Annotated in this window: 21 protein-coding genes; 10 read left to right on the forward strand and 11 right to left on the reverse strand. The window is 68.8% G+C overall.

Annotated elements, in window-relative coordinates:
• Positions 1-16 precede the first annotated feature (16 nt).
• Positions 17-1,405, forward strand: a complete 1,389-nt coding sequence (locus ACFY1L_RS53195) for a Rieske 2Fe-2S domain-containing protein (RefSeq protein ID WP_388842792.1) — start codon at positions 17-19, stop codon at positions 1,403-1,405.
• Between the two features lie 67 nt (positions 1,406-1,472).
• Positions 1,473-1,994 carry a hypothetical protein gene (locus tag ACFY1L_RS53200; protein ID WP_388842793.1) on the forward strand — a complete coding sequence of 174 codons (522 nt, stop codon included), beginning with the start codon at positions 1,473-1,475 and terminating at the stop codon, positions 1,992-1,994.
• A 101-nt stretch (positions 1,995-2,095) separates the two neighbouring features.
• Here the strand turns inward: ACFY1L_RS53200 and ACFY1L_RS53205 are convergent, their stop codons facing one another.
• The 3 genes from ACFY1L_RS53205 to ACFY1L_RS53215 are packed head-to-tail and all read right to left on the reverse strand — an operon-like array spanning position 2,096 to position 4,669.
• On the reverse strand, positions 2,096-2,950 hold the full coding sequence (locus ACFY1L_RS53205; RefSeq protein ID WP_388842794.1) for an aldolase/citrate lyase family protein: 855 nt from the start codon (positions 2,948-2,950) through the stop codon (positions 2,096-2,098).
• Positions 2,947-3,729, reverse strand: coding sequence for a fumarylacetoacetate hydrolase family protein (locus ACFY1L_RS53210; protein ID WP_388842795.1), 783 nt, complete (start codon positions 3,727-3,729; stop codon positions 2,947-2,949). The genes ACFY1L_RS53205 and ACFY1L_RS53210 overlap by 4 nt, the downstream gene beginning before the upstream one ends.
• A 19-nt stretch (positions 3,730-3,748) precedes the next feature.
• Positions 3,749-4,669, reverse strand: a complete 921-nt coding sequence (locus ACFY1L_RS53215) for a dioxygenase (protein WP_388842796.1) — start codon at positions 4,667-4,669, stop codon at positions 3,749-3,751.
• 282 nt (positions 4,670-4,951) lie between these two features.
• On the opposite strand from ACFY1L_RS53215, the gene ACFY1L_RS53220 reads away from it, so the two are divergent.
• The gene (locus ACFY1L_RS53220; RefSeq protein WP_388842797.1) at positions 4,952-6,136 is read left to right on the forward strand and encodes a cytochrome P450; all 1,185 of its coding nucleotides are present in this window, start codon (positions 4,952-4,954) and stop codon (positions 6,134-6,136) included.
• Between the two features lie 393 nt (positions 6,137-6,529).
• Here the strand turns inward: ACFY1L_RS53220 and ACFY1L_RS53225 are convergent, their stop codons facing one another.
• The 5 genes from ACFY1L_RS53225 to mftG all read right to left on the reverse strand — a co-directional run bounded on the left by ACFY1L_RS53225 (position 6,530) and on the right by mftG (position 12,234).
• On the reverse strand, positions 6,530-6,934 hold the full coding sequence (locus ACFY1L_RS53225; protein WP_275768916.1) for a nuclear transport factor 2 family protein: 405 nt from the start codon (positions 6,932-6,934) through the stop codon (positions 6,530-6,532).
• A gap of 69 nt (positions 6,935-7,003) precedes the next feature.
• Positions 7,004-7,705 carry a TetR/AcrR family transcriptional regulator gene (locus tag ACFY1L_RS53230; RefSeq protein ID WP_388842798.1) on the reverse strand — a complete coding sequence of 234 codons (702 nt, stop codon included), beginning with the start codon at positions 7,703-7,705 and terminating at the stop codon, positions 7,004-7,006.
• A 48-nt stretch (positions 7,706-7,753) separates the two neighbouring features.
• Complete coding sequence (locus ACFY1L_RS53235) at positions 7,754-8,980, reverse strand: FAD-dependent monooxygenase (RefSeq protein WP_388842799.1); 1,227 nt, start codon at positions 8,978-8,980, stop codon at positions 7,754-7,756.
• 174 nt (positions 8,981-9,154) lie between these two features.
• The gene (locus ACFY1L_RS53240; RefSeq protein ID WP_388842800.1) at positions 9,155-10,573 is read right to left on the reverse strand and encodes an FAD-binding oxidoreductase; all 1,419 of its coding nucleotides are present in this window, start codon (positions 10,571-10,573) and stop codon (positions 9,155-9,157) included.
• Between the two features lie 47 nt (positions 10,574-10,620).
• Complete coding sequence (mftG, locus tag ACFY1L_RS53245) at positions 10,621-12,234, reverse strand: mycofactocin system GMC family oxidoreductase MftG (protein WP_388842801.1); 1,614 nt, start codon at positions 12,232-12,234, stop codon at positions 10,621-10,623.
• Positions 12,235-12,791: 557 nt separating this feature from the next.
• On the opposite strand from mftG, the gene ACFY1L_RS53250 reads away from it, so the two are divergent.
• On the forward strand, positions 12,792-14,873 hold the full coding sequence (locus tag ACFY1L_RS53250; protein ID WP_382211156.1) for a thiamine pyrophosphate-binding protein: 2,082 nt from the start codon (positions 12,792-12,794) through the stop codon (positions 14,871-14,873).
• 74 nt (positions 14,874-14,947) lie between these two features.
• On the opposite strand, the gene ACFY1L_RS53255 is transcribed toward ACFY1L_RS53250, so the two are convergent.
• Positions 14,948-15,688, reverse strand: coding sequence for a TetR/AcrR family transcriptional regulator (locus tag ACFY1L_RS53255; RefSeq protein WP_388842802.1), 741 nt, complete (start codon positions 15,686-15,688; stop codon positions 14,948-14,950).
• A gap of 138 nt (positions 15,689-15,826) precedes the next feature.
• Here ACFY1L_RS53255 and ACFY1L_RS53260 point away from each other — a divergent pair, with 138 nt between their 5' ends.
• The gene (locus ACFY1L_RS53260) at positions 15,827-16,798 is read left to right on the forward strand and encodes an amidohydrolase family protein (protein ID WP_275768906.1); all 972 of its coding nucleotides are present in this window, start codon (positions 15,827-15,829) and stop codon (positions 16,796-16,798) included.
• Positions 16,799-17,320: 522 nt separating this feature from the next.
• Here the strand turns inward: ACFY1L_RS53260 and ACFY1L_RS53265 are convergent.
• On the reverse strand, positions 17,321-18,265 hold the full coding sequence (locus tag ACFY1L_RS53265) for an SDR family NAD(P)-dependent oxidoreductase (RefSeq protein ID WP_388842803.1): 945 nt from the start codon (positions 18,263-18,265) through the stop codon (positions 17,321-17,323).
• A 262-nt stretch (positions 18,266-18,527) separates the two neighbouring features.
• Here ACFY1L_RS53265 and ACFY1L_RS53270 point away from each other — a divergent pair, with 262 nt between their 5' ends.
• The 3 genes from ACFY1L_RS53270 to ACFY1L_RS53280 are packed head-to-tail and all read left to right on the forward strand — an operon-like array spanning position 18,528 to position 22,939.
• Positions 18,528-20,201, forward strand: a complete 1,674-nt coding sequence (locus ACFY1L_RS53270) for an acyl-CoA synthetase (RefSeq protein WP_388842804.1) — start codon at positions 18,528-18,530, stop codon at positions 20,199-20,201.
• 35 nt (positions 20,202-20,236) lie between these two features.
• Entirely contained in the window at positions 20,237-22,318 is a 2,082-nt protein-coding gene (locus tag ACFY1L_RS53275; protein WP_388842805.1) for a thiamine pyrophosphate-binding protein, read from the forward strand.
• Positions 22,319-22,360: 42 nt separating this feature from the next.
• On the forward strand, positions 22,361-22,939 hold the full coding sequence (locus tag ACFY1L_RS53280; RefSeq protein ID WP_388842806.1) for a hypothetical protein: 579 nt from the start codon (positions 22,361-22,363) through the stop codon (positions 22,937-22,939).
• A 177-nt stretch (positions 22,940-23,116) separates the two neighbouring features.
• Here ACFY1L_RS53280 and ACFY1L_RS53285 read toward each other — a convergent pair whose 3' ends face one another.
• Entirely contained in the window at positions 23,117-23,728 is a 612-nt protein-coding gene (locus ACFY1L_RS53285) for a TetR/AcrR family transcriptional regulator (RefSeq protein WP_351716207.1), read from the reverse strand.
• Positions 23,729-24,055: 327 nt separating this feature from the next.
• Between ACFY1L_RS53285 and ACFY1L_RS53290 the strand changes: the two genes are divergently transcribed.
• Both ACFY1L_RS53290 and ACFY1L_RS53295 read left to right on the forward strand, forming a co-directional pair.
• Positions 24,056-25,216 (forward strand): oxygenase MpaB family protein, encoded by a 1,161-nt coding sequence (locus ACFY1L_RS53290; RefSeq protein ID WP_388842807.1) that lies wholly within the window; start codon positions 24,056-24,058, stop codon positions 25,214-25,216.
• Between the two features lie 113 nt (positions 25,217-25,329).
• Positions 25,330-26,838, forward strand: coding sequence for an MFS transporter (locus tag ACFY1L_RS53295; RefSeq protein WP_388842808.1), 1,509 nt, complete (start codon positions 25,330-25,332; stop codon positions 26,836-26,838).
• Positions 26,839-26,941: the final 103 nt, after the last annotated feature.

Genomic DNA, 26,941 nt, shown 5'->3' on the forward strand with positions numbered 1-26,941 from the left:
ACTTGAGGAGGAACCCATGGTGTCTGCTGACCGGCGGGCCGGGACGGGCGGTTACGGCTCGCTGAACGGGACGATGCAGACCTTCCTCGCGGAGGTCCAGAAGGATCTCGCGCAGGGGATGCTCTCGCCACGGGTGCTCAACGACCCCGACATCCACCGCGCCGAGCTGGACCGCATCTTCACCAAGTGCTGGGTGTTCGTCGGACACGTCTCGGAGATTCCCAGCCCCGGCGACTACGTACTCCGCTACGTCGGCGAGGACCAGTTCATCCTGGCGCGCGACGAACAGGGCGAGATCCAGCTGCTGCTGAACAACTGCGTGCACCGCGCCTCACCGGTGTGCCGGGCGGAAAAGGGAAACACCTCACACTTCCGCTGCCCCTACCACGGCTGGATCTACAAGAACTCCGGCGAATGGAACGGCGCCCCCTACCGCGCCAAGGCGTACCGCACCATCGACACCACCCGCTGGGGCCTGCGCAAGGCACCCCACGTGGACAGCTACCAGGGGTTGATCTTCGCCTGTCTGGACCCGGACGCCGTACCCCTGCGCGAGTACCTGGGCGACATGTGCTGGTACCTGGACATCGTCTTCGGCCTCAACGAACAAGGCATGAGGGCGGCCGGCGACCCCCACCGCTGGATCGTGCCCGCCAACTGGAAGTCAGGCGCCGAGAACTTCGTCGGCGACGCCTACCACGTACAGTCCGCACACAGCTCGCTCGGGGACATCGGTCTCATCCCCGACAACTCGAAGTCGGTGACCGAGACCTTCCATGTCGCTCTCGAGGGCGGACACGGGCTCATCGTCATCCCGAAAGCCCTCCCTGAGCCGTTCGGGGTGGGGAACTATCCGCCCGAGGTCGCCTCGACTTTCGATCTGGACCGGCTCCACGACGACCAGCGCGCCTTCCTGGAGAGCGGGTACGGGGTGGTCGGCTTCACGATCTTCCCGAACCTGTCGCTCTTCCAGGCCCCTGGTGCGACGGAGGTGGGCGGGTTTCCGACGGTCAACACCTCCCTGCGGCAGTGGCAGCCGCGCGGGCCCGAGCAGTTCGAGCTGTGGAACTGGCCCATGGTGTGGAACTCGGCCCCGCCCGAGTTCAACCAGGCCTCGTACGACGCCGGCGTTTTCAGCTTCGGGCCCTCGGGGGTGTTCGAGCAGGACGACACCGTCGTCTGGCGCGGCGGCCCCATGGTGGGCCGCTCGGCGTTCGCCCGCCAGGACATGAAGCTCAACTTCCAGATGGGCCTGGACGGAATGAGCGACTACGAGCCCAGGACCGACTGGATGGGACCCGGCGAGGCCAGCACCTCGGCCTTCGGCGAGAGGAACCAGCGGCGCTGGTGGCAGCGCTGGAGCGAGGCACTGGCGAACGACGCGGTATCACAACACCGATCTTGAGGAGGAGTTCATGGCGACCGTTGAACAGCGAGAGGAATCAGCCAGCACAGGGGCTCGCCTGCCCGACATGGCGAGGTTCATCGACTTCCTCGAAGCCCGGAAGGCGCAGACGGAGAATCCGAGGCACGCCGCGATGATCGACCTGCTCATCGAGCACTCGGTCGCCGAGGTACGCGACCACGACATCGACCGGACCATGGCGACACTGGTGGACGACTGCGTCTACCACTGCTACGGCGACCCCGTCGCGATCGAGCAGCAGGGCGGGCGGATCGCCGACAGGGACACCGTGCGCGCGAACTACCTCCAGAACATGGCCAACGGCATGCTGGCGATGGACAGCCTCGAAGTCGAGGTCGAGCACTTCTTCATCAGCGACGACGCCATCGCCTGGGACGGCTACACACGACTTCGGCTGCCTGGCGCGGCGCTGGCCGAGGCGGGCGTGCCCCTGCCGGACGGGGGTACGGCCGACGACGTGTTCGTGCACAGGTCGAGGGCGGCCGTCGTCATCCCGTTCCGCGACGGTCTGATGGTCGGAGAGGAATTCTACCTCGACGGCCAGGGCACCTGGGAAAGGGCGGCCTGACCGCTTGCCGGCCACGAGAGCGGAGCCACCATCCGCGGGCGGTGTCGGCGAGGGCGAAGGGGACGACGAGTCAGCCGTACGGTGGCGCTACTGCTCCGGCGTCAGCGGCCCTCCGGGGACTGGTTCGCAGTCTCCGGGATCTGCCGCGTGAAGCTCCGGGCGAGGGCGTCGGCGCCGCGTGCCAGCAGGCCCACGTCCACACCGACCGCGGTGAACGTGGTCCCGAGGTCGATGCACCGCCGCGCGAACGTGGCGTTGGTCGTCAGCACGCCGGCCGGTTTGTGTGCCGCGCGCACGCGTCCGATGGCCTCCTCCACCGCCGCGATGACGCTCGGTGCGTTCGGGTCTCCGGGGTGACCGAGGCTGGCGGCCAGGTCGCTGGGGCCGATAAAGATCCCGTCCACGCCGTCGACGGACGCGATTCGCTCGATCTGCCCGAGGGCGAGCCGCGACTCGACCTGCACGAGGACGCACAGTTCGGTGTGTGCCAGCTCGGCGTAGTCCTTGACCCGGCCGAACCGGGTTGCCCGGGTCAATGCCGCCACACCACGGACGCCCAGGGGAGCGTAGCGGGTGGCGGCGACCGCGGCGCGCGCTTCCTCGGCCGACTCGACCTGTGGTACCAGCAGCGACTGCGCGCCTACGTCCAGCAGCCGTTTGATCACGACGGGATCGTTGACCGGCGGACGCACCACCGGCGAGCAGGGGTAGGGGGCGACCGCCTGGAGTTGTGAGAGCACGGTCGCGACATCGGCGTGCGAGTGCTCGGTGTCGAGGAGCAGCCAGTCGAAGCCGGCGCCGGCGACGATCTCGGCCGGGTACGGGTCGGCCAGCGAGCACCACAGGCCGATCAGCTGCTCGCCCCGGGAAAGCGCCGCCTTGAACGCGTTCGGCGGCAGCGGCCACTGGCCCGGCGCGGGCTGCGGCGCGCCGGTCGGCGGGTTGGGAGTGGTCACCGAAACGCCACCCCGATCGAGCCCAGAGGGCCGTAGTCGGCGTGGATGACGGTGTTCGGTTCGACCGAGACGGGCCGGGTGAACGAGCCCGACAGCAGCAGCTGACCGGCTTCGAGGTGCCGGCCGACCGCGGCGAGCTTGTTCCCGAGCCAGGCGATGCCTGCCGCCGGGTGTCCCATGACTGCGGCCGAGACGCCGGACTCCTCGATCACTCCGTTCTTCGACAGCGTCGCGGCCACCCACCGGATGTCGACGTCCATCGGGCGTACGACGCGACCGCCGACGACCATGGCAGCGGCGGCGGCGTTGTCCGCGATGGTGTCGGTGATCGAACGCGGCACCTCGGTGCGGTAGTCGATGACTTCGAGGGCGGGGACGACGTACTCCGTCGCCCGCAGGACGTCGTGGACGCGCAGGTTCGGCCCGTGCAGGTCCGCGCCGAGCACGAACGCGAGCTCGACCTCCAGTCTGGGCTTCGTGTAGCGGTCCGCGTCGAGAGTGGCGCCGTCGCCCACGACCATGTCGTCGGTGAGGAAGCCGTAGTCGGGCTCCGTCATCTGCGAGGCCATCTGCATGGCGCGGGACGTCAGTCCGATCTTGTGCCCGACGAGCCGGGCCCCGGCCGCCACCCGCTCCGCCGCGCAGAGCTGCTGGATGGCATAGGCATCGACGATCTCGAGACCGGGATAGGTGCGGCTGAGCTGGGTGATCGGTCGCCGATCGCGGTCGGCCTGTATGAGGGCAGCCGCGGCTGCGCAACGTTCTGCTTCGGTGATCACTGAGTTCCTCTCGGTCGCGTCACGCGCTGTCCGGCTTGTATTGCGCTTGGGCCGACACGGGCGGGGTCGGCAGCCATGCCTCACCCGGCTCGACGACGAAGGTGAACTCAAGGCTGTACCAGGGCTCGGTCACGTCCGGGTCCGGAGCCGGCTCGTTCTCGTGGCGCTCATAGGTACCGATGAGACGCTGTACGACGCCGAACTGCGCGTCGGTCTCCAGGATGGGGTCGTCGTGGCTGTAGAGCTGGGAGGCGATGGTCTTGTAACCCGGTTTGTAGATCAGCGCATGGAGATGGGCCGGCCGGAAGGGATGGCGCTTCAGCGCGGCCAGGAGATCGCCCACGGGCCCGTCCGTGGGTATCGGGTAACCGGAAGGCTTGATACTGCGGAAGGCGAAGACCCCTTCCGCGTCGCTGAAGAACTTCCCGCGGAGATTCCACTCAGCCTGCTCGGGATCCTGGTTCTCGTAGAGGCCGGCCGGTGACGCATGCCAGACGTCGACTTCGGCGCCGGCGACCGCGTTCCCCTCGGTGTCGACGATCCGGCCGGAGAAGAACAGCGGCGGTCCCTCGGTGGGCGAGCGGACGATCGACTCGCCGTTGCCCATCCTCGGACTGCCCTGGCGCCAGAACGGGCCGAGCAGGTTCGCCGAGGTCGGATTGTCCTCGGTGCCGTTGTTCATCAGGGAGACCAGCGTCGACAGACCCAGCGAGCCCGCCATCAGCCTGACCTCGTTGTGGCTGGACGTGGTGAGCCGCCCCAGCCTGGTCACGATGTCGAGGGAGGCGTCGAACTCCTTCTCGGTCAGCCGTACTTCGCGGGCGAAGTCGTGCAGGTGCCGCACCAGCGCCTGGACGATCTCCTTGACGCGCGGGTCGCCGGCCCGCTCCGTCTCGGCAAGTACCGCTGCGGTGAGCTGCTCTTCGTCTCGGATGATCACGTCGGTGTCCCCTGGTGACGGTCGGCTGCCGACTCGCGGCAAGCGCTGCCACGCGAGTATCCGAAGGCGGTCCGGGCCGCACAACGCCACTGTTCATCCAGTGAACAACGAGGCGCCGCGACCTGTATGAAGCTCCGCAGGCGTTGTTCGTTCAACGGTCACCGCTGTGTTCTCCCAAGCCGAGTCCATGCAGCATGGCCGGTCAGGACTTTCCACGGGCCTCGGGTTCGCGTGCCCCGGCCCGGAATGTCGGCGAGCCGCCGCACGGACAGGGAGAAAGCCATGTCCAGCCATGACAGTACTGACCACGTCGGGCCCGAGGCCTCGTACTGCCCTTACCCGCTCTATGACCGGCTGCGAGAGCGAGGTGTCACCTTCGTCGAGGAGGCCAACGCCTTCATGGTCACTCGGGCCGACGACATCGACGCGGTGCTGCGTGATGTCGATACGTTCTCCTCGCTCGACGCGCTCGGACTCCCGCCGATCGAGCAGGGGAACGAGCCGACGAGGACGGGGTTCTATCTGATCACCAGTGATCCGCCGGAACACACCGGGCGCCGTCGCTTGGCGGCCAGGGCGTTCACGTCCCGCCGGATCGCTCCCTTCGAGCCGCAGATCCGGGCGATGTCCACGGAGCTGATCGAGGGCCTGCGCGGACGCGACGAGGTCGACTTCGTGGCCGACTTCGCCGTCAAGCTGCCCATCGCTGTCATCGCCACGGTGCTGGGCGTGCCGGAAGCGGACACCGCCGAGATGCGGCGGCTCTCGGAGAAGGTGCTCGCCTTCCTCACCTACTCACCCGACCTGCAAGGCTTCATACGGGCCTGCGAGGAGTTCGGCGCGCTTCTGGCGCCGGCGCTGGAGGCGGCGGCGGGTGTCGAGAAGGAGACCACCATTCTCCATACGATCGCGGCATCCGGGCTCGACGCGGAGGACGCCACCCGGTTCGTCCTCGAGCTGCTGTTCGCCGGCAATGTGACGACCGCCGACGCCATCAGCAGCGGCGCCCGGCTGCTGGCCGAGGATCCGCAGCTGGCCGATCGGTTGCGGCAGGACCCGTCGCGGCTGGCCCCGTTCCTAGAGGAGTTACTGCGCCTGGAATCGCCGGTTCAGGGGCTGTACCGGACCGCGACCCGTGACACCGAGCTCGGCGGCACCCCGATTCCGGCCGGCGCTCGCCTCCTGGTGAGTTTCGGAGCCGGCAACCGTGACGCGAAGCTGGCCGAACGGCCCGACGAGATCGACCTGGACCGTGTCTCGCCCCACGCGCACCTCGCGTTCGGCCGGGGAGAGCACACATGCCTGGGTCATGCCCTCGCCCGTGTCGAGGCACGCACGGCTCTGGATGTGCTGCTGGGCACGGTGCCACGCTTCGAGTTGGCGATCCCACCGGAGCAGCTCGACTACCAGCCCGGCCTCAACGTAAGGCATCTGCAGTCCCTGCCGCTTCGTCTGCGCTGGTCCTGACGAACTGCGCGGAGAAACCCTTGCCGGGGCGGCCTTCGGCGATGGCGATGGTCGTGTTGTCGACCGCGAGACCGGGCACGGCGAGGGTGGCACTGAGCTGCCGTCCGGCTGTCCGCGTGAGTACGAACACGTACGTGCGGCCGCCCTGTTGGAGCAGCGCACCGGGAGAGGATCCGGTGCACGCGCACCTTGTGGCCACGGCGGCCGGTCCGGTTCCCGCACCATCCGGCCACGCCCCGCGGGGTGGCACCCTCCCATGGGTGGACGGCGGGTGCTCAGGGGCGTGGGCCCGCATGAATCTTCGTTCACCGGCGGACGAGTCACGCCCATCTCTGCCGTCGGGAACGGGAGTTCACGCAGGCCCACTCGGAGTCTGAGAAGCCGGAACTCCTCTCAGACCCAGCCGACGACCGGTACGAACCGGTTGACCAGGTGGGTGATCTGCCCGTCGGCGTTGACGGTGGCCTGCTCGATGCCGCTCTGGCCGATGAGGCGGCCGTCGGTCCCGCGGGCGGCCTGGATCCAGTGGCACTCCAGCCTGCCGTCGTCGAGCTCCGTGACGGTCCAGAAGTGCTTGCTGTCGGCCATGCCCTTGGCCAGGTGCTCGTACACCGCCATGATCGCGGGCAGTCCGGTCGCCGGTTCCATTCCGTCGGCGAGCTCGACGACGGCGTCCGGCGCGAAGATCGCCTCAAGCTCCTTCAGGGCCTCAGGCTCGTACGCCGTACGGTCGTAGATACTGATGTAGCGGTCGATGACGGTGTCCTTCACGGGGGTTGCCCCGGTCGTCTCGGTCATGTTGGTGCCTCCGTCGTCTCTCGACTCGAACCGGAAACCCTCCGGTTCTGGACTGTGTGTTCTCTCGGGTCAGGTGGCGATCAGGGCGAGCACGGCGTCGCGTCGCTCGCGCAGCACACGCAGGCCTTCCTCGGCGGCTGCGCGGATCTCGTCCGGGCCGGCTTCCGCGGGGCCGAGCAGGGCCGTCACCGTGGCGGCCATGACCCGGTCGGGGTCGTCGACGGTGACGACGCTCGGGGCCTGCGGCCCGGTGACGGCGCCGAGGAAGCCGGTCATGAGTGCCTGCAGGGCGTAGGCCTGTTCATCGAGGGGCCAGTCGGTCCGTACCAGCCGGTGCTCGCGCCACACCGGCAGGACCGTGTACATCAGCGCTGTGGGGCCCAGCTGGTCGAGCAGTTCCACGCTGCGCGGATGCTGGGCGAGAACGCCCAACAGGTCGTCGTCGCCGGTCTGCATCGCGCGTACGAAGGGGTAGCTCACGGCGTTGCGGGCGATCTGCGGGAAGAGCACATGCGGACGGCAGATGGCCGGGTCGGCGCCTAGTGCCTGGATCTCACCCTCCAGGAAGGTCAGGAAGTCCCTGGCGAACAGCCCGAACAGAAGGTCGTGCTTGGTGCCCCAGTACAGGTACACCGTGCCCTTGCCGACGTGTGCCTTCTGCGCGATCTCGGCCACGGTCCGCCCTTTGACGCCACGCTTGAGGACCAGATGCCGGGTCGCGGCGAGAATCCGGGCCGCCGTGGCGGAGTCGTGTTCGGCCAGTGCTGTCATCGTCGTTCCCTTGCTGTTTCGCGTGGGCCCATGGGCGCCGAGCCGGTCTCATGCCAGGGAGAGGTCGCGGTCCTTGAGCAGGCCGGCCTTGTTGCCGGTCACCATCCGTTTCAGCAGGGGGGAGATCCCTGGAGCCCGCATCCCCACGTTCAGGGCCTTGCGTATCGCCAGCTCTCTGTTGTTGGCGGGCACGAAGAACACCCGCTGGTCGAGGCCGTTCTGCTGGAACACGTCCACATGGGGGCGCAGGGTCTGTTCCCATGCGGACAGGGCATGGCGCACATCTGTGGGGTTGCGGTCCAGCATCGTACCGAGGAGGTCCGCCCCGGTGATCCCCATCGAGACGCCCATGCCGGCGTAGAGGCTGACGCACCAGGCGGAGTCGCCCACGAGTACGACCCGGCCGCGATGCCAGGTGTCCATCCGTGCCTGCTCGACCGAGTCGAACAACAGGTCGTCGGCGGTGTCGAGCGCGTCGAGCACCTCGCCCAGCAGGCGGCCGGTGGGCTCGGGACCGAACGCCGCGCGTACACGCTGGGCCGGCGTCTGGCTGAACTCTCCGTCCACGTCGTCGGTGTGGTAGTTGAGCAGCACCGTCTGCAAACCACCGTTGAAGGGGAAGACCCACATCGACCGGTTGGGCTCGAACAGGGTGGCGCCGTCGTCCGGATGGAGTTCGCTGAGCGGGCCGGGAAGCTTGTAGGCGACCGCCATGTAGTTCATCCGGTGCAGGTACTTCTCGTGTGGTCCGAACACGAGGGACCGCACGGTGGAGCGCAGCCCGTCCGCACCGACCACCAGATCGAACCGCTCCGTGACCGAGGTGTCGTCCGTGGTGTCGGTCAGCGTGACGTCCACGCCATGGGCATCCTGTTCGATACGGGTCGGCACCGTCGAGTAGCGGATCTCGACATCGTCGGGCAGCGCCATGAAGGCGGCCTCCTCGACATCGCCGCGCACCGTCATCCAGGGAGTGCCGGGCAGGTCGGCGTAACTGAGGGCACCACGCCGACGGCTCCCGGCGCGGTCGAACTCGTACTGGACGGTCCCCGGAGGGGTGCGGTTGCTCAGTTTGTCGAGGATGCCCAGGCGCTGTGCCGGGTGCCGGCCGCCACCGAACAGTGCGATGAAGTACCCGCCGGTGCGCCGGGCCGGAGCCCGCTCGACGACGACCGGCGTCCACCCGATCTGCCGCAGCCGCAAGGCGGCCGCGATTCCGCTGATCCCGAGCCCGACCACAAGGGCCCGGCGTTCCATGCCGCTCTGTACCTCCATGCCTTCATACCTCCTGAGCTTGGAGTTTGCGTGAGCTGACCAAATTGGTCATTTGGTCAGCTGACGAGATGGTTCATACAGGAGGGCGGGGCCACGCCAGGCGCGCTAGGAGTCTCGGCCGTCCTGTGGGTCGATGGAGTTGTCGGACTGTCCCGACTCTGGTGGAACCGTGCGTCAGCCGGTGGGCAGCGGCTTGATGTTGAAGTTGTGGCTGAACAGGTTGGTGGGGTCGTACTGCGTCTTGATCCTGCGGAGCCGCTCGTACTTGCCGGCGCCGAAGACGTCGGCCAGCGCGTTCTCGCCCGGCTCGAAGTTCAGGTTCACGTAGGACGTGCTCAGGTCGAGCAGCGACTTGGTCTTCGTCCATGTGTCGCGGGTCCAGGGCACGATGCGCTCACGGTCCTCGGCGGTGGTGAAGCCGACCTCGACGCCGATGTGCCACTCGGCGGCCCGTCCGCTGTACGCGGTGGCGTCGTCGTCCAGATCCTGGACGGCGCCGCCGAGCGACTGCACCGCGAAGACCTCGCGCTGGACGGCGCCGGACGAGATCTTGTCGTGGTACTCCACGGCGTGCTCGACCACACCCTCTGCGAGGGGCTGGGACAGCTCGCGCGTCAGTCCGGACTTCATGTACCAGCCCGCGCCGTAGCCGGCGATCTCATCGAAGGCCGTCTGGACAGCGCGGAAGTCGGTGGTCGCGACCGCGTCGAACAGCGGCTTGCCCACACTGCGGACCTCGCGCAGGATCTCGTCGTCCTGCTCCCCGCGGTAGACGACGTTGGCGATCATGAGGCGCTGGCCGGCGACCTGCTCGGCGAGGAACGGGAACGCGTTGGGGTCGAGGCCCAGCGCGCAGGTAATGCTCATCGTGCGGGGCGCCTGCTTCATGAGCTGCCCGAACCTGTACAGCACGTCGACGGCGTCCGACATCAGGTAGACCAACGGGCCGCCCTGGACCGGACCGAGGGGCTGCGTACTGCATTCGAACTCGGTGACGACCCCGAAGTTGCCGCCGCCGCCGCGAAGGGCCCAGAAGAGATCGGGATTCTCCTCCTCGCTCGCGTGGATGATCTCGCCGTCGGCCGTGACCAGGCGCAGGCGGACGAAGGAGTCGCAGGTCATGCCGAACGACCGCGTGAGGTAACCGATCCCGCCGCCGAGAGCCAGGCCGGCCAGTCCGGTGTGGGACACGATTCCGGCCGGCATGACCAGCCCGTGCTGGAGGGTCGCCGCGTCCACGCTGCCGAGGAGAGCGCCTCCCTGCGCGCGCACGCGCCGCGTCGTGGGGTCAGCGACGACGTTCCCCATCCTCGACAGATCCAGCGTTATCCCGTCGTCGCACATCGAGTGGCCGGGGTAGCTGTGGCCGCCACCGCGAATGGCCAGCGGCAGTTCGGCCTCCCGGGCCAGCCGGATCGCGGCGACGACATCGTCGTCGTCGGTGGCCTTGACGACCGCCAGCGGCCTGCGGTCTATGTCCCCGTTCCACAGGCTGCGCGCCGTGTCGTACGAGGGTGACGTGGCCGTGATGACGTCGCCCTTGAACACGGACAGAAAAGCGGCTCCCCCGGGGACTTTCTCGATCGAGCTCATGTGAACTCCTCTCGGCTGTGTTCTCTTGTGTCCTGATGGGCCCGGGTTCAGTGCGCCGCTTCGTGCTTCATGATGTCCGCGAGGTATTCGCCGACCATCATCGCGGTCGCGTTCGGACCGCGGGACGTGATCGTCGGGAAGATCGAGGTGTCTGCGACCCTCAGCCCGTCGATTCCGTGCACGCGCAGATGCTGGTCCACGACGGCCTGGTCGTCGGACGCCGGTCCCATCCGGCAGGTGCCCGAAGGGTGGCCACCACCGACGCGGTCGAACGCCCATTGGTCGAGCTTCTTGTCGTCGCCCACCGTCTTGGCGTCCAGCCCGACGATCGAGGCGCCGATCCCGCGCAGCCCGGCGGAGTTGAAGATCTCGAACGCCACACGGATCGCCGCACGGAAGCGAACGTGGTCCTGCGGCTCACTCAACAGGTTCCATCGAAGGTCGGGCAGCTGGTCGGGGTCGCCCGAGACGAGCGTGACCGCGCCACGGCTCTCCTGCTTCTCGACGACGATCCCCAGCATCGCGTGTCGCAGCGCGCGCGCCTGCCGTGTGACGGCCTTCGCCGAGGTGCCGCGCATAGCCTTGGCGGCTTGGACGGGGCGCGCGAAGACGTCCGTCATGCCCAGCATGTCGCTGTTCTTCGTGACGAACGGCAGGATCTCCAGGTCCGAGCCCTCGTCGGTCCAGTGGAGCACGGAGGTCATCGCACCGCGCTCGGGCTGCTTGACCAGATCGAGGCGCGAGTCCCACGCGGCGCTCACCATGGGATGGTCCGTCATGTGCCGGCCGACGCCGGGCAGGTCGTGCACGATGTCGACGCCGTGTTCGCGCAGGTGGTTCGCCGGGCCGATGCCCGAGACCATCAGCAGGTGCGGCGAGCGCAGCGCTCCGGCCGAGATGACGATCTCGTCCCCGTGGAAGACCTGAGGGCGGCCGTCGACGATGGCCTCGATGCCCACCGCGCGCGACTTCTCGGTCAGCACGCGCCGCGCGACCGCGTTGCCCACGATGGTGAGGTTCGGCCGGCCCGTCGCGGGCAGCAGGTAGGCGAGGGCGGTGCCGATCCGGCGGCCCTCGAAGATGTTCAGTGGGACGGGTCCCACACCGCCCTCGGGCCGAGGGTCGTTCTTGTCCGGGTCGGACCCGAAGCCCAGGGCGTGACAGCCGTCGTCGAACGCCAACGTGAACTCCGGGGCCCGGTCCAGGGGTTCGCGCATGACCGGGATCGGCCCGTCGGAGCCATGGGCGTCCCCGTCGAAGTCGAGGTCACGCTCCATGCGCTTGTAGTACTTCTGGACCGTGTCGAAGGCCCACTCGTCGTTGCCGAGCTTGACCCAGGTGTCGAAGTCGTCCTTGAGGCCCCGGATGTAGTAGCACCCGTTGATCGAGCTGGAGCCTCCCAGCCCCTTGCCACGCGGATAGGGGATGCGCAGGCCGGGCCGGACCTCTCCCATGTAGGCCCAGTTGTTCGGGTGCCCGGGTGCTCCGGCGGCCACGATGGCCGGGGCCAGCAGCTCCTGGGGCATCTCGTCGGCGGTCGAGTAGACCGGGCCGCCTTCCAGCAGCAGCACGGTGAGGTCGGGATTCTCGCTGAGTCTGGCTGCGAGGGCTCCGCCGGTGGAGCCGGAACCCACGATGATCACGTCGAATTTTCCAGCCACAAGTCCGCTCCGTTCTCGGGTTCAGACATGCGGGACGCGCTGAAATGCGGCTCAGTCGTCCCTGTGCGGTCGCCGGCGGCTCGCGGGAAGACTCCCGGGCATCCGTCGTCGGCGACTGACTGGCAGTCAAGTCTGCCCGAATACTGACACCCGTCAGACCGCGCGTCAACCGCCACGTTCCAAGAGGATTCGCCGCGATCGACAGCCCCCGCACAGGCTCGGGCCGGGGCGTGCACGCCTCTTGACGCCGCTGGTCGGCGGGGGCATTCTGTGGCGCACTGACTGGCAGTCAGTCCCCTTCGGCGGGGCCGTGCCTCCGACCGGACACGGAACAGCTCCGCAGTCCCCGGTCGTGGTGGCGCGAGCACCCCCGTTCATCAGGCGGCGTGTGGCCGCCGACCGATCCCAGTGCCATGCGGTCTTCAGTCGATCCGTGTCGGCCCTCCCGTCGAGAGAGCGACCGCGCACGCGGTCCGGTCACGGACGAGGCAGAGGCCGGTCCGAGAATCCCGTTTCTTGAGAGCGACTGATCCCGAGGCACGTGTGAGGAGAACCCGATGGCGATTGTTGACCAGTCCAAAACCAGGATCGACGGCAGGTGGGAGATCACGTTGCGCCCAGACCTGTCTCCCGCGCACAGCGCGGTGCTGGAGTTGTCCCGGGACGGCGACGCGCTGTCGGTGAAGATCGACAGCGCCGACGGCTCGGGCACCGGCGAAGGGGTGGTGGACGGGAGCCGGCTCTCGTGGACGGGTACCTTCGGGCAGCTGCCGGCTCCGTGGCGGTTCAGCGCGGAGATCGACGGGGACGTGCTGCAGGGGCGGGCGGAGGCGGAGTTCGGGCAGTTCAGGATGATCGCGTCGATGGAGGGCGTGCGCGCCGGTTCCGATGCCCGGGTGGGGTTTCGTGAGGGCTCGGAGGCCCTTGTCGAGACGCTGACCGCGTGCGGGGTGGAGTACGTCTTCGGCTACTCCGGCGGCATGACCACCTCCGTGCAGCGGAGCGTCGTCGGGCAGGGCGTGCAGAACATGAACGCCCGCAACGAGTTGTCGGCGGCATGGATGTCGTACGGCTACAACCGCGTGAAGCGGCGGGCCGCCTCGGCGACGCTGATGTGGTGCGTCGGCTCGCTGCACGCCTCGCCGGTGGTACTCGCGGCCAAGCTCGACTCCACACCCCTGGTGTACATGCTGATGGAGAACTCGGCGGTGTGGGATCTGCGCGACGCGTTGCAGGACGGCACGGAGCTGTATTCGGCGTTCAAGCCGTTGGCGAAGTACGTCAGGCGGATCGTCGACGGCCAGGATCTGCCGCTGGCCGTGCGCCAGGCGGTGCTCGCGGCGAGCACCGGCAAGTTCGGCCCGGCGGTGCTCGACCTGACGCACGAGGCGATGTACCAGAAGACCACGGTCAAGACCGAGCCGCTCACGCTGCCGACGCCGCCCGCCGCGGACGAAGAAGCCGTACTGCGGACGATCGAGCTGATCAGGTCGGCCACCAGGCCGGTGCTGCTCGCGGGCGCGGGGATCCATATGGCCGACGCGACGGCCGAACTGCGCCGGTTCGTCGAGGCCACCGGGATCCCGGTCGTCTCCAGCGGTCCCGGCGGTCGGGGGGTGCTGCCCGACGACCATCCCCTGTACGCGGGCGACATGAGCGGCTGGGGCTACTTCGGCACCGGCACCCAACTGGCCGAAGAGGCCGACCTGTGGATCGCGGTCGGGTTCTCGTTCTCCCAGACGGCCACCGCGTCATGGTCGCTGGCCAAGCCGGAGAAGGTCGTCCACGTCGACATCGAGCAGGCGCAGCTGGGACGGATCTTCCAGCCCACCGTCGGTGTCGTCGCCGACGCCGGAAAGTTCCTGGCGCAGCTGAGCGGCCGGCTGGAAGCATCCGGCCTCCGGCGTTCGGACGGCGGCGACCCGGCCACGCTGGCGAAGATCGCGCAGGCCAAGGAGTCCTACCTCCAACTGCTGAGTTCCTTCGTCGGAGCCGACCCGATCATGCCCGCCGCCGTCGGCCAGGCCCTGGCGGCGGAGGTCCCGCCGGACACCATCCTCGTCAACGACGAGGGCTTCATGGTGCCGGGAATGGTCTTCAACGAGGACAAGTACCCGTCCGGGTTCGCCAACCCGCTGGGCTTCCACTACGACTCCCTGGGGTCGACGCTGCCCGTGGCGATCGGCGCCAAGCTCGCCGCGCCCGACCGGCTGGTGGTCAGCGTCGGCGGCGACGGCGGCTTCTACTACGACAGCAGCGACCTCTCGGTGCTCGCCGAGCGCAACCTCAAGGTCGTGTGCATCGTGCTCAACAACGGCGGCCTGTACGGTGGTAGGCGCGGCCGTGAGCACGGCGTCAACGCACTGCCCCTGACGCACTGGACGGACCTTCCCGAGGAGACCGACTACACCGCGATCGCCAGGAGCATGGGAGTGCCCGGCGAGCGGGTCGAGAAGGCGGCCGACATCGCGCCGGCGATCCGGCGTGCGATCGAAGCGGACGGCCCCTACTTCATCGAGGTGATGACGTCGGGGAGCACCCTGCACCTCTCGCTCAACGCGTGGCCCGACCCGGACCCCAAGACCGTCCGCAAATTCGGCCACGGCGACCGTTCCGTCGAGGGCTCGTGGCCGAGCTGACGCGCAACGGCCCGACGCGTTCGCCGACCTCTAGGTGCTCGCCGAGCGCACTCTCGAGGCCGTGTGCGTCCTGCTCAACGTGGGTGGCCCGTACTGCCGGTGGGCGTAGCCGCGCCGATCCGCTGCCTTTGGCGCTCGACGGAGGAGTGCCCGCCCGTCACACGTGTCAGCGCGTCCAGCTCCGCCGCGGCGTCCATCGGCATCCTGTAGGCACTGCGAACGGAAGCCACCAGGACCTGGGCGCACATGTCGGTGACGTCTTCGACGCTGAGCCGGTCGAGGTTGTCGAGGTAGGTCACCGTGACGGCGTCGACATAGCCGCTCCAGCCGGTGAGCGCCGCCTGCAGCTGCGGCGGCGCGCTTTCCGGGCATCCCAGTGACGCGGAGATCTCGGCCAGCGCGTCGAGCCGTGCCGCCTGGAGCACCTCCCGGACCTGCTCGTCCGCGTGGCCCGTCCTCATCATGATCGCGAATCGCTCGGGGTGCAGGCGCGCGTACTCGAAGTGCCGGAACAGAAAGCCGTGGACGCGCTCGACGGCCGTCAGCTCCGTGTCACGTGGCCTCTCATAGGAGACGAGTTCTTCCCATGCCTGCCGAATGGCGGCCGCAAAGAGGCCGCGCTTCCCTCCGAAGTGGTACGACAACAGGCCGTGCGCGACTCCGGCCCGCCCACAGACCTCGTCGACCGAGACGTCCTCGTACGGCTTTCTGGCGAACAGCTCAAGCGCCGCCGCGATGAGCGCTCCGCGACGACCGACATGGGTCTCACCGACGGCGACTTCGCCGCGCACGTTCTCGGCTTGTATCGGGGGCACTCCTCGAGTGTCGCTGGTGGTCGCCACGGTGGGAATTCTAGGGCAGCGAAAACCTGTACCTGCCAAGTTCTCCCGTCAATCTGCCCTGCTTCACGCGCGGCGAGACCGACCTCGCCATCGCCAACGAAAGGAATCGGCATGAAGATCATCGCTCTCGAGGAGCACTTCCTCACCCAGGCGCTGCGGGAAGCGACCGCCGACCATCCGGTCAGCCGTCTGTACGAGGAGACGATCCCCCACTTCATCGGCCCGCTCCTCGACCTGGGTGATCGACGCCTCGCGGACATGGACGCCGCGGGCATCGACGTCCAAGTGCTCTCCCACACCGTGCCCGGCCCGGAGAGCCTCCCGGCGGACGCGGCCGTACGGCTGTCCGTGGTGGCCAACGACGCCTTGGCCCAGGCCGTCGCCGCCCACCCCGACCGGTTCGCCGGCTTCGCCGCCCTGCCCATGACCGACCCCCGGGCCGCCGCGCGGGAGCTCGACCGGGCTGTCACCGACCTGGGCTTCGTCGGCGCGATGATCAACGGCCATGTCGGCGGCCGCTACCTGGACGACGAATTCTTCTGGCCGGTGTTCGAGGCCGCCCAGAACCTCGGCGTGCCGGTCTATCTGCACCCCACCCGGCCGCCGGAGCCGGTGTTCGAGGCCAGCTACGCGGGCTTCACCCCGGTCGTCAGTGAGATCCTCGCCAATGCGGCCTGGGGCTGGCACATCGACACCGGACTGCATGTGCTGCGGCTGATCCTGGGCGGTGTGTTCGACCGCTTCCCGAACCTGCAGATCATCATCGGGCATATGGGCGAGGCGCTTCCGTCGATGATCTGGCGGGCGAACTCGGTACTCAACGCGGTCGCCGGCCTGGACAGGCCCGTCGTCGACTACTTCACCGACAACCTCTACGTCACCACCAGCGGGCTGTTCGACTACGCGCCCTTCGCGGCGGCCCTGCACGCGCTGGGCACCGACCGGATCCTGTTCTCCGTCGACTACCCCTTCAGCGGCAACACGGCGGCTCGTGAGTTCCTCGACCGCCTGCCCTTGAGCCGACCGGACAAGGAGAAGATCGCCCATATCAACACCGAAAAGCTGCTCAGGCTGGGCAAGTGATCCGCTGAACGTACCGGTCGTGAACCCGGCAAGTGGGCCCTACCTCCGGTCGGTTCGAGTTCGGTGATCGGGGTGCTCGGCGTTGGTGACGAAGCAGGTCATCCGCACGCCGGCGGCGCCTGTCTCGGCGAGCCGGGCGTCGGCACGGATGTCGCCGTCCGGCTCGACGGCTGGTGTCCCGCGGACGCGGGGATCTACAAAGGAGGACTGCCAACGCCCGCACGGGGACTGCCGGTTGACGAACTCCGGGGTGCCGTTCCCGAGATCGTTCGAAGCCGCCTGCAATGACCGTGCCCGGGTCATGGACTACCCGCCCGAGATGGCCTCGACCGGTCAGCTTCACGATCGTCCCGAACCTGTCGTTGATCCGGGCCGTCGCCTCGACCGAACGGGGCCGACCGCGAGTTGTGGATCAGCGCCTCGGTCCACGGCGAGAGGAACGAGCGGCGCCGGTGGCAGCAGAAGAGCCCGCACCGTCAGCTCGTCGGGTGCCGGCTCAGCCGCATCACCTGCCGAAGGTCCTCATGCGGTCCGTGGTGTCGTCTCGTACGGCTTGATCATGTCGTAGATGAAGTCGCCGCCATCGCGATAGGGGGTTGCTCCCATGCGGTCGAGTACGCCTTCCATCGCGGCTGCCACGTCCTCGGGCGTGAGGTGCGGATTCGGCGGGGCGGCGGTGGTCTGGCTGATGAACGCCTCGTTGAAGGAGCCGGCGGCCGCTTCGATCACCTTGCCGGTGATCGTGCAGTCCTCGTGGGCGAGCCATGCCGCGACCGGCGCTACGACTTCGGGGGTCAGCCCCGCTGCCTGGTTCTGCTTGCTGGCCTCCTCGGTGAACATTGTCTGCAGAGCCACGGTGTCGGCATAGGGCGAGATGGCGTTCGCTTTGATCCCGTGCTTCGCTCCCTCGGCCGCCAGTGAGCGGGTCAGTCCCACGACGCCGAGTTTGGCGGCAGCGTAGATCGACTGGGTGGGCAGTCCCCCCAGCGCGACGCCCGAACTGACGTTGACCAGGCGCCCGTAGTTCTGCGCGGTCATGTGCGGCCAGGCGGCACGGGTCATCCATATGTGACCCATGAGGTGGACGCCGACGACGCGTTCGATGTCCTGGTCGGTGATCTCGTCGAACCTCGCGAACGGTGCGATGCCGGCGTTGTTGATCAGGATGTCGACCCGGCCCCAGGCGTCGAGAGCGGTGTCCACGATCGCCCGCGCGCCGTCACGCTCGGCCACCGAGTGACCGTCACCGACAGCCTCGCCGCCGGCTTTGCGGATCTCCTCGACCACCGCATCGGCACCGGGACCGATCTGCCCGCGCCCGTCGGGACCGACACCGAGATCGTTGACCACGACCTTCGCCCCCCGCGATGCCAGAAGCATCGCGTACGACCGTCCGAGCCCGGGGTTGCTGCCCGCGCCGGTCACGATCGCCACTCGTCCATCGAAACGAAACTCGTCCGCGCCCACTTTGTCCTCCACGGTGACCTCGGGGTTGACCGGCCCCCGGGTGCGGACGCACGACGACCTCCGACAGGCGCACCTCGTGCCCGGATCGGCCGGGGGACACGCTGTGAGGCTAGGACCGCGTCACGGCCGTCACCAGCGTCCGAAGGTAGGGCACAGGGCGCTTCCTTTGGGGGGTTTACGGCGATGAACCCGCCGGGCGAGCCTCGGATCACCGCAGCCGGCGGGAGCTCGCGGGACAGCTCGCGGGGAGGAGAGACAGCGTATGCCGGTGAAACGTCCGGGACGGGATGCCGTCCCCAACATGACGGACTACGACGCCGAGCGGGCCCGGTTCCGCTGGGAGGTTCCACAGCGGTTCAACGCCGTCCTGGACGTCCTCGAGCGCCGGGCGAAGCAGAGCCCTGACGAACTCGCCCTGGTGACACTGCGCCGCGGCGGCGGAGTCGCCTCGTCGTTCACCTTCCGCGAACTCAGCCTGGCCAGTCGGCGCATGGGAAACGCCCTCGCCGGGATCGGTGTCGGCAAGGGCGAGCGGATCTTCGTGATGCTCCCCCGGATCGCCGAATGGTACGTGGCCCTGCTCGGCGCGATCCGGATCGGCGCCGTCCCCGTCCCCGGCACCCCGCAGCTGACCTCCCGTGACATCGAGTACCGGATCGACCGGTCGGAAGCCGTCGCGGTCATCACGGACGGCGAGGGGGCGGTCAAGGTCGACAAGCTCACCGACCGCCTGCCGACGCTCGCACACCGCATCGTCGTCGGGACCGCGCCGTCCGCCGGCTGGCACACGATGGACGGGCTGCTGGCGCGAGCGTCGGTCGGGCCGACGCCGGCCGACCCGACCGCCGCCGCCGACATGATGCTCATCTACTTCACGTCCGGCACGGTCTCGTACCCCAAGATGGTCGCGCACACCCAGGCCAGCTTCGGGCTCGGCCACCTGGTCACGGCCCGCTACTGGCAGGACCTCCGGCCCGGGGATCTGCACTGGACCCTGTCGGACACCGGGTGGGCGAAGGCCGCGTGGAGCAAGCTCTTCGGGCAGTGGGCCCAGGGCGCGACCGTCCTGGAGATGGACCTGAGCAAGTCCGACCCCGATCTGATCCTCGACACGATCGAGCGCCACGGAGTCACGACACTCTGCGCGCCGCCGACCCTGTACCGCTCGCTGGTCGTCGCCGATCTCGCGAGCTACGACCTCTCCCGGCTGCGCCACTGCGTCTCCGCCGGCGAACCGCTCAACCCCGAGGTGATCCGGATCTGGGAGGACGGCACGCGCGGGCTGGTCGTCCACGACGGCTACGGCCAGACCGAGACGGTCAACGTGCTCGCCAACTTCCGCTGCCTGCCGGTACGCAGCGGCTCGATGGGCAAACCCGTTCCCGGGTTCGACGTCGACGTGGTCGACGACGACGGCACGCGTGTATCCGTGGGCGATGAAGGCAACGTCGCCATCCGGGTGGAGCCCGAGCGGCCGGCCGGGCTGTTCACCGGCTACTGGCGCGATCCCGACGCCACCGCCGCCGCGTTCCACAACGGCTGGTACTTCACGGGCGACAAGGCGCGCCGTGACGAGGACGGCTACTTCTGGTTCGAAGGCCGGCAGGACGATGTGATCACTTCCTCGGCGTACCGTATCGGCCCGTTCGAGGTGGAATCGGCGCTCGTCGAACATCCGGCCGTCATCGAAGCCGCGGTCGTCGGGCAGGACGACCCCGACCGAACCCAGATCGTCACCGCGTTCGTGATCCTGCACCCCGACGCCGCCCCTTCACCGCAGCTCGCCGAGGAACTGCAGGACCACGTCAAGCGCCTGACCGCCCCCTACAAATACCCCCGCCGGATCCACTTCGTCAGTGATCTGCCCAAGACCGTGTCGGGCAAGATCCGCCGCGGCGAACTGCGCGACCGGCTACGCGGCACCACCCAGACCTGACATCCGCCGACCCGAGGCACGTGGAGGAGCATTCGATGACAACTGCTGACGAGGCCGCGACGCGGATCGATGGCACGTGGGACCTCACCCTGCGCCCGGGGGCGTTCCCGCCCCGGAGCGGTGTGCTCACCCTGACCCCGGAGGGCGACTCGCTGTCGGTGCGGTTCGAGACCCCGGAGGGCTCCAGCACCGGCGAGGGAGACATCAAGGGGCGGCGCCTGTCGTGGACCGTCGCCGTCGGCAGCAACCCGGCCCCGCTTCGCTTCGAGGCGGAGGTCGAGGGCGACCTTCTCCTGGGCCACGTCGAGCTGGGCGCCGGGCCGTTCAAGGAGCGAGCCCCGGTGGAGGCCGTGCGCGTCGGGTCGGGCGCCCGGTTGCCGTTCCGGGAGGGATCGGTCGCTGTCGTGGAGACGCTCACCGCGTGCGGCGTCGAGTACGTCTTCGGCTACACGGGCGGTGTGTCCACGAGCCTGGAGCGCAGCATCACCGCGCACGGCATCAAGGACTTCAACGCCCGCAACGAGCTGTCCGCGGCGTGGATGTCCTACGGCTACAACCGCGTGAAACGGCGGGCCGCTTCCGCCGCGCTCACCTGGTGCGTCGGCGCGCTGCACGCCTCACCGGCCGTGTACGCGGCCAAGCTCGACTCCACCCCCCTGGTTCTCATGCTGATCGAAAGCACCGCAGCATGGGACATGCGGGACATCCTCCAGGACGCGACCGAGCTGTATCCGGCGCTCAAGCCCCTGTCGAAGTACATCAAGCGCGTCGTCGACGGCGAGGACCTGCCGCTGGCCGTCCGCCAGGCGGTGCTCGCGGCGAGCACCGGCAAGTTCGGCCCCGCGGTCCTCGACCTCACCCAGGGCGCCATGTACCAGCGGACCACGGTCAAGACCGAGCCGCTCACGCTGCCGGAACCCCCTGCGGCGGGCGAGGCGAGCGTACGGCGGACGCTGGAGTTGATCGAGGCCGCCGAACGGCCCGTGATCCTGGCGGGAGCGGGCATACATCTCGCCGACGCGACCGGCGAGCTGCGCCGGTTCGTCGACGCGACCGGCATTCCGGTGGTGTCGAGCGGGGCGGGAGGCCGCGCGGTCCTGCCGGACGACCACCCGCTCTACGCGGGCGACATGAGCGGCTGGGGGTACTTCGGAACGGGCACCAAGGTGGCCGAGGAGGCCGACCTGTGGGTCGCGGTCGGGTTCTCCTTCTCCCAGACGGCCACCCTGTCGTGGTCCCTCGCCAAGCCGGAGAAGGTCGTACAGGTCGACATCGAGGAGTCTCAGCTCGGCCGGATCTTCCAGCCGACGCTGGGCATCGTCGCCGACGCGAAGACGTTCCTCGGCCAGCTCAACGGCGGCCTTGACGCCTCCGGACTGAAGGGCCGACGCCACACAGGTGAGGTGCGGTCAGCCGAGATCGCAACGGCGAAGGACTCCTACGCCGAGACGCTGAAGTCCTTCGTCGGCACCGACCCGATCATGCCGGCCGCGATCGGCCAGATCCTCTCCGAGGAGGCTCCCGCCGGGACCATCTTCGTCAACGACGAGGGCTTCCCGGTGCCCGGGATGGTGTACCGGGAGTCGAAGTACCCGGACGGCTTCGCCGCCCCACTGGGCTTCCACTACGCGGCGCTCGGGTCGTCCCTCCCGGTGGCGATCGGCGCCAAGCTCGCCGCGCCCGACCGCCTGGTCGTCAGCGTCGGCGGCGACGCCGGCTTCTACTACGACTGCGGCGAGCTCTCCGTGCTCGCCGAGCGCAATCTCAAGGTCATCAGCATCGTCCTGAACAACGGTGGTCTGTACGGCGGCCGGCGCGGCCGCGAGCACGGGGGCCCCGGCTCGGTGCCGTTCACGCACTGGACCGACCTTCCCGAGACCGACTACACCGCGGTCGCCCAGGGCATGGGCGTGCCGGGCGAGCGGGTGGACAAAGCGGACGAGCTCGCGCCGGCGATCCGGCGCGCGATCGCCGCGGAGGGCCCGTACTTCATCGAAGTGATGACGGCCGCGAGCACGATGCACCTGCACATGGCGGAATGGCCTGATCCGGACCCCAAGACCACCCGCAAGGCGGGCCATGCCGACCTGTTCGTCGACGGCTCATGGCCGAACTGACGAACCGCTCGACATCCCGCGACCGATCTTGAGGAGGAGTTCATGGCAACCGTTGAACAGCGAGAGGAATCGACGACCACGGGAGCTCGCCTGCCCGACATGGCGAGGTTCATCGACTTCCTCGAAGCCCGGAAGGCGGAGACGGAGAATCCGAAGCATGCCGCGATGATCGACCTGCTCATCGAGCACTCGGTCGCCGAGGTACGCGACCACGACATCGACCGGACCATGGCGACACTGGTGGACGACTGCGTCTACCACAACTACGGCGACCCCGGCGCGATCGCGCGCAACGGCGGTCCGGTCGCCTACCGAGACGCGGTGCGCGCGAACTACCTCGAGAACATGGCGAACGGCTCGCTGGACATGGACGGTCTCGAAGTCGAGGTCGATCATTTCTTCATCAGTGATGAGGCCATCGCCTGGGACGGCTACGTGCGTCTTCGTCTGCCGGGTGCGGCGCTGGCCGAGGCGGGCGTGCCCCTGCCGGACGGGGGTACGGTCGACGACGTGTTCGTGCTCACGGCGAGGCAGGCCATCGTCATCCCGTTCCGCGACGGTCTGATGGTCGGAGAGGACTTCTACCTCGACGGCCAGGGCACGTGGGAGAAGGTTGCCTGACCGCTCGCCGGCTGCGAGGTCGGCGGGTCCTGCCCACATACTGCCGTCCCGGCGGCGCGAAGGGTCTTCGCAGGCGAAGCCTGCGGGGGCCCTTTTGCGGTAGTCAGGTCGTGCCGTCCACCACCGAGTTGCGTGCCCGGGTCGCCGTCCGGCGCGCACCGGGACGGGGCAGCCGGATCAGGCGCCGCGGCCACCCTCCGCCCCCGTCGCGAGCAGTCCGTTGACCACGAGCCTCGCCAACCGCTCCGCAGTGGCCTTGAGTTGCTCCGCCGAAACGGGGTCCGGCCTGCCCAGGCGTCGCGCCAAAGGTCCCTCCAACAAGCCCGAGACCGGAGGGATGACGGCGAAGAACATGACGTCCATCGGGATGGGCTCCATGCGTCCGGCAGCGACGAGCCGTTCAATACTCGGCACCATGAGCTGCAGAGTCGGAGCGATGTACTGCTCGTAGAGGTAGTCCAGCCGCTCCGTGTCGCGGGAGAACTCGTCGACGAGGACCCGTCCGATCAACGGCGTGTCCACCGCGCTCCGGTAGAAGCCGGCGATGATCAGGCGCAGTTGCTCGGCATCGTCGAGTGAAGGATCCGTCTTCGGCAGGCGCTCCAGTTGCACCCTCAGGGCAGCGTCGACCACCGCACGCCAGAAGGCCGCCTTGGACCCGTACCGGTCGTTGATGAAGTTGTGACTGACCCCCAGGCGGCCGGCCAGCACCCGTGCGGAACCGCCGTCATACCCCAGTTCGGCGAAGGCCTCGAGCCCGCGCAGCAGGATGCTCTCCTCGTCGGGCACAGCACGAGTGTCCCGGCTCGGGCGCCCCGGCCGTCGCGCGGGTTCTGTTCTGGCTCCCACCATTGCCTCCTCACCGTTCGCCCCGGACCTCTGGGACTCGCCACCAGCTTAGGCGGCTAACCATCACTCTACTTGACACCTGTCAGAATACGACTAATCTGACAGGTGTCAGAACGTTCGTCGCGTGAGGCAAGCAGTCGAGTTAGCCCGTGCCTCGCAGGGCTGACCCGCACGAATCACCACCGGAACCACCGCTCCCCCCACCACGCTCGGCCTGCTCCGTCCTATGCCGGAGCAGGCCGAGCACCCTCCGAAAGTGAGTGCCACATGACCGCACACCCCCCGCTCCGAAAGGCCCCCGACCACGTGGTGACCCTGATCGCCGCCGGGGATCCCCTCGCCGATGCCGTCGTCGCCGAACTGGACCAACACGGCGCACAGGCGCGGCGCGCTCTCGACGCGGGCCTCAGGAAGGGCCTGGCAAGCCTGGACGCGGAGCCCCCCACGGCCGTAGCCGCGCTGCTGCGTCAACTGGAAACGCCCCCTTCCTGGGTCGACCCCTTGATGCTCCATCGCGGCGATGTCGCGAGCCTGTCCGTGCCCCCCATGTGGTTCCAGCTCTGCTCGCTGACCAGTGCGCTCGCGCACTCCTACGCCTCTCCTGCCACCGCACGACAGCTGGTCCGGACAGGCGGTACGACGGACATGGCTGCGCGTCGGCTCGCGGAGAGCGGTGTATGGGCACGGCAGACCGTCCGGCCGGGAGGGCTGCTCCGCGGACGGCCCGGCTACCTGGCCACCGTCGAGGTCCGGTTGCGCCATGCCCGGATGCGGGCCGACGCCGTCGAGGACTGGGACCGGGGCGCCGAAGGCCTGCCGATCGGCCAGCTCGACATGGCCCGTACGTGGCTCGGATTCACCTTCACCGCCTTCCGGGCCCTCGATGCCGTCGGCATCGGCATGAGCCCGGAGGAGGAGCACTACCTCTACCAGTACTGGTCGTACGTCGCCCATCTCCTGGGACTCGACGAGCGCCTCCACCAGGACGTCGGTGACCACGCCGGCCCGTGCCGGCTGCTGGACCTGCTGGACTTCACGACGCCCGCGCCCGATGAGAACTCGACAACCCTGATCTCGGCCATGATCGGTGCACAGGCCCGCGCGATGGCCGGCGCACCGGGCGTCGGGCTGTCCGAGGAGCAGCTGCGCCACCTCATCCACAGCGTGCTCCGGCGGACCTTCGGGGAGGAGTGGGGGGATCACCTGGGTATCCCCGTCGTCCCGCCCGCGACCGATCTCGTCCCGCTGATCAGCCGGCTCAACCGCCAGGCCCGCTACTGGCAGACCTACTCCCCCGCCTCGGCCCAAGAAGCCCGCCGCCGAGCGCTGGCGGAGCCCGGGCCGCACCTCAAGGCCGCCCTCCCTCCTCGCGCCCGCTCGTGCCACAAAGCCCCGGAAGGTGATCGCACGGGCGTCCGGGCGGCCTGATTCACCTTCCCCTCCTTGCCGGCCACCACGGCCCAGCCGATGACGAGCTCCGACGACGCAGCCGTCCCGCACCGTTCAACAGTTCCCCTTCCTCTGTCTTCAGGAGTTTCGTCATGTCCCATGGATCAGCCCCCGCGTCGGACACGGCCACCGTGTCCATGCTCCCTCCCTCTGACGCACCGCCGCGTCACCGCTGGTGGATCCTCGCCGTCATAGGCGTGGCCCAGCTCATGGTCGTCCTGGACGCGACCATCGTGAACATCGCCCTGCCCTCGGCGCAGAAGGACCTGGGCTTCTCCGACGGCAACCGGCAGTGGGTGGTCACCGCCTACGCCCTCGCCTTCGGCAGCCTGCTCCTGCTCGGCGGCCGGATAGCCGACCTGTTCGGCCGCAAGATGACCTTCCTCGTCGGCCTGGTCGGCTTCGCCGGTGCCTCCGCCCTCGGCGGCGCCGCCACCAGGTTCGAGATGCTGGTCACCGCCCGCGCCGCACAGGGCGTCTTCGGCGCCCTGCTCGCCCCCGCCGCCCTGTCCCTGCTCACCGTGACCTTCACCGACGCCAAGGAACGCGCCAAGGCCTTCGGTGTCTACGGCGCCATCGCCGGCGCCGGCGGAGCCATCGGCCTGCTGCTCGGCGGCCTGCTGACCGAGCACCTCGACTGGCGCTGGACCCTCTACGTCAACCTCGTCTTCGCCGCCGTCGCCTTCGTCGGCGGTGTGATCCTGCTGCAGCACACCACCCGCGACAGGACCGCCACCCTCGACATCCCCGGCGCGCTCCTCGTCGGCGGCGGCCTGTTCTGCCTCGTCTACGGCTTCTCCAACGCCGAGAGCCACGACTGGAGTTCGGTACAGACCTGGGGTTATCTGCTGGCCGGTGGCATCCTGCTCGCCGCGTTCACCTGGTGGCAGACCCGCTCCACCCACCCCCTGCTGCCGCTGCGCGTCCTGCTCGACCGCAACCGTGGCGCCTCCTTCGTCTCGGTGCTGATCAGCGGCGCCGGCATGTTCGGCGTCTTCCTCTTCCTCACCTACTACCTCCAGCAGAGCCTGGGCTACACCCCCGTCAAGACCGGCCTGGCGTTCCTGCCCATGGTCGCCGGGCTCATGCTCGCCTCCACCCTCGCCACCACTGTCCTCATCCCCCGCATCGGCCCCAAGCCGGTCGTGCCACTGGGCATGGGACTGGCCGCCGCCGGCATGGTCTGGCTCACCACCCTCGACCTCAACAGCACCTACACCACCGACGTCCTGCCCCCGCTGGTCATCGCGGGCCTCGGCCTCGGTCTGGTGATGCCCCCCGCCATGAGCCTGGCCGTCGCCGGCGTGGCCGCCGAGGACTCCGGCGTGGCCTCCGCCGCCGTCAACACCATGCAGCAGGTCGGCGGCTCCCTCGGTACCGCCCTCCTCAACACCCTCTCCACCACCGCCGTCACCACCTACCTCGACGGCCGCGACGCCAAGGACCCGATGGTCCTCGCCCACGCCGGCCTGGAGGGCTACTCCACCGCCTACTGGTGGTCCGCCGCCTTCTTCGCCGCGGGCCTGGTCATCAGCGCCCTCCTCTACCGCCGAGGCGTCCCCGCGCAAGACCCGGACGCGGCACCGGTCGTCCACATGTGAGTCCCGACCACGCAAGCTGCTCCCAGGGCCCAGGCGCTCTCCGGGGGCAGCTTGCGCATGTCGCCGACGCGGCGATGGCGGGATGCCGTCAGCCGGACTCTGC

This window comes from Streptomyces sp. NPDC001663 (assembly GCF_042893105.1).
Lineage (GTDB): Bacteria > Actinomycetota > Actinomycetes > Streptomycetales > Streptomycetaceae > Streptomyces.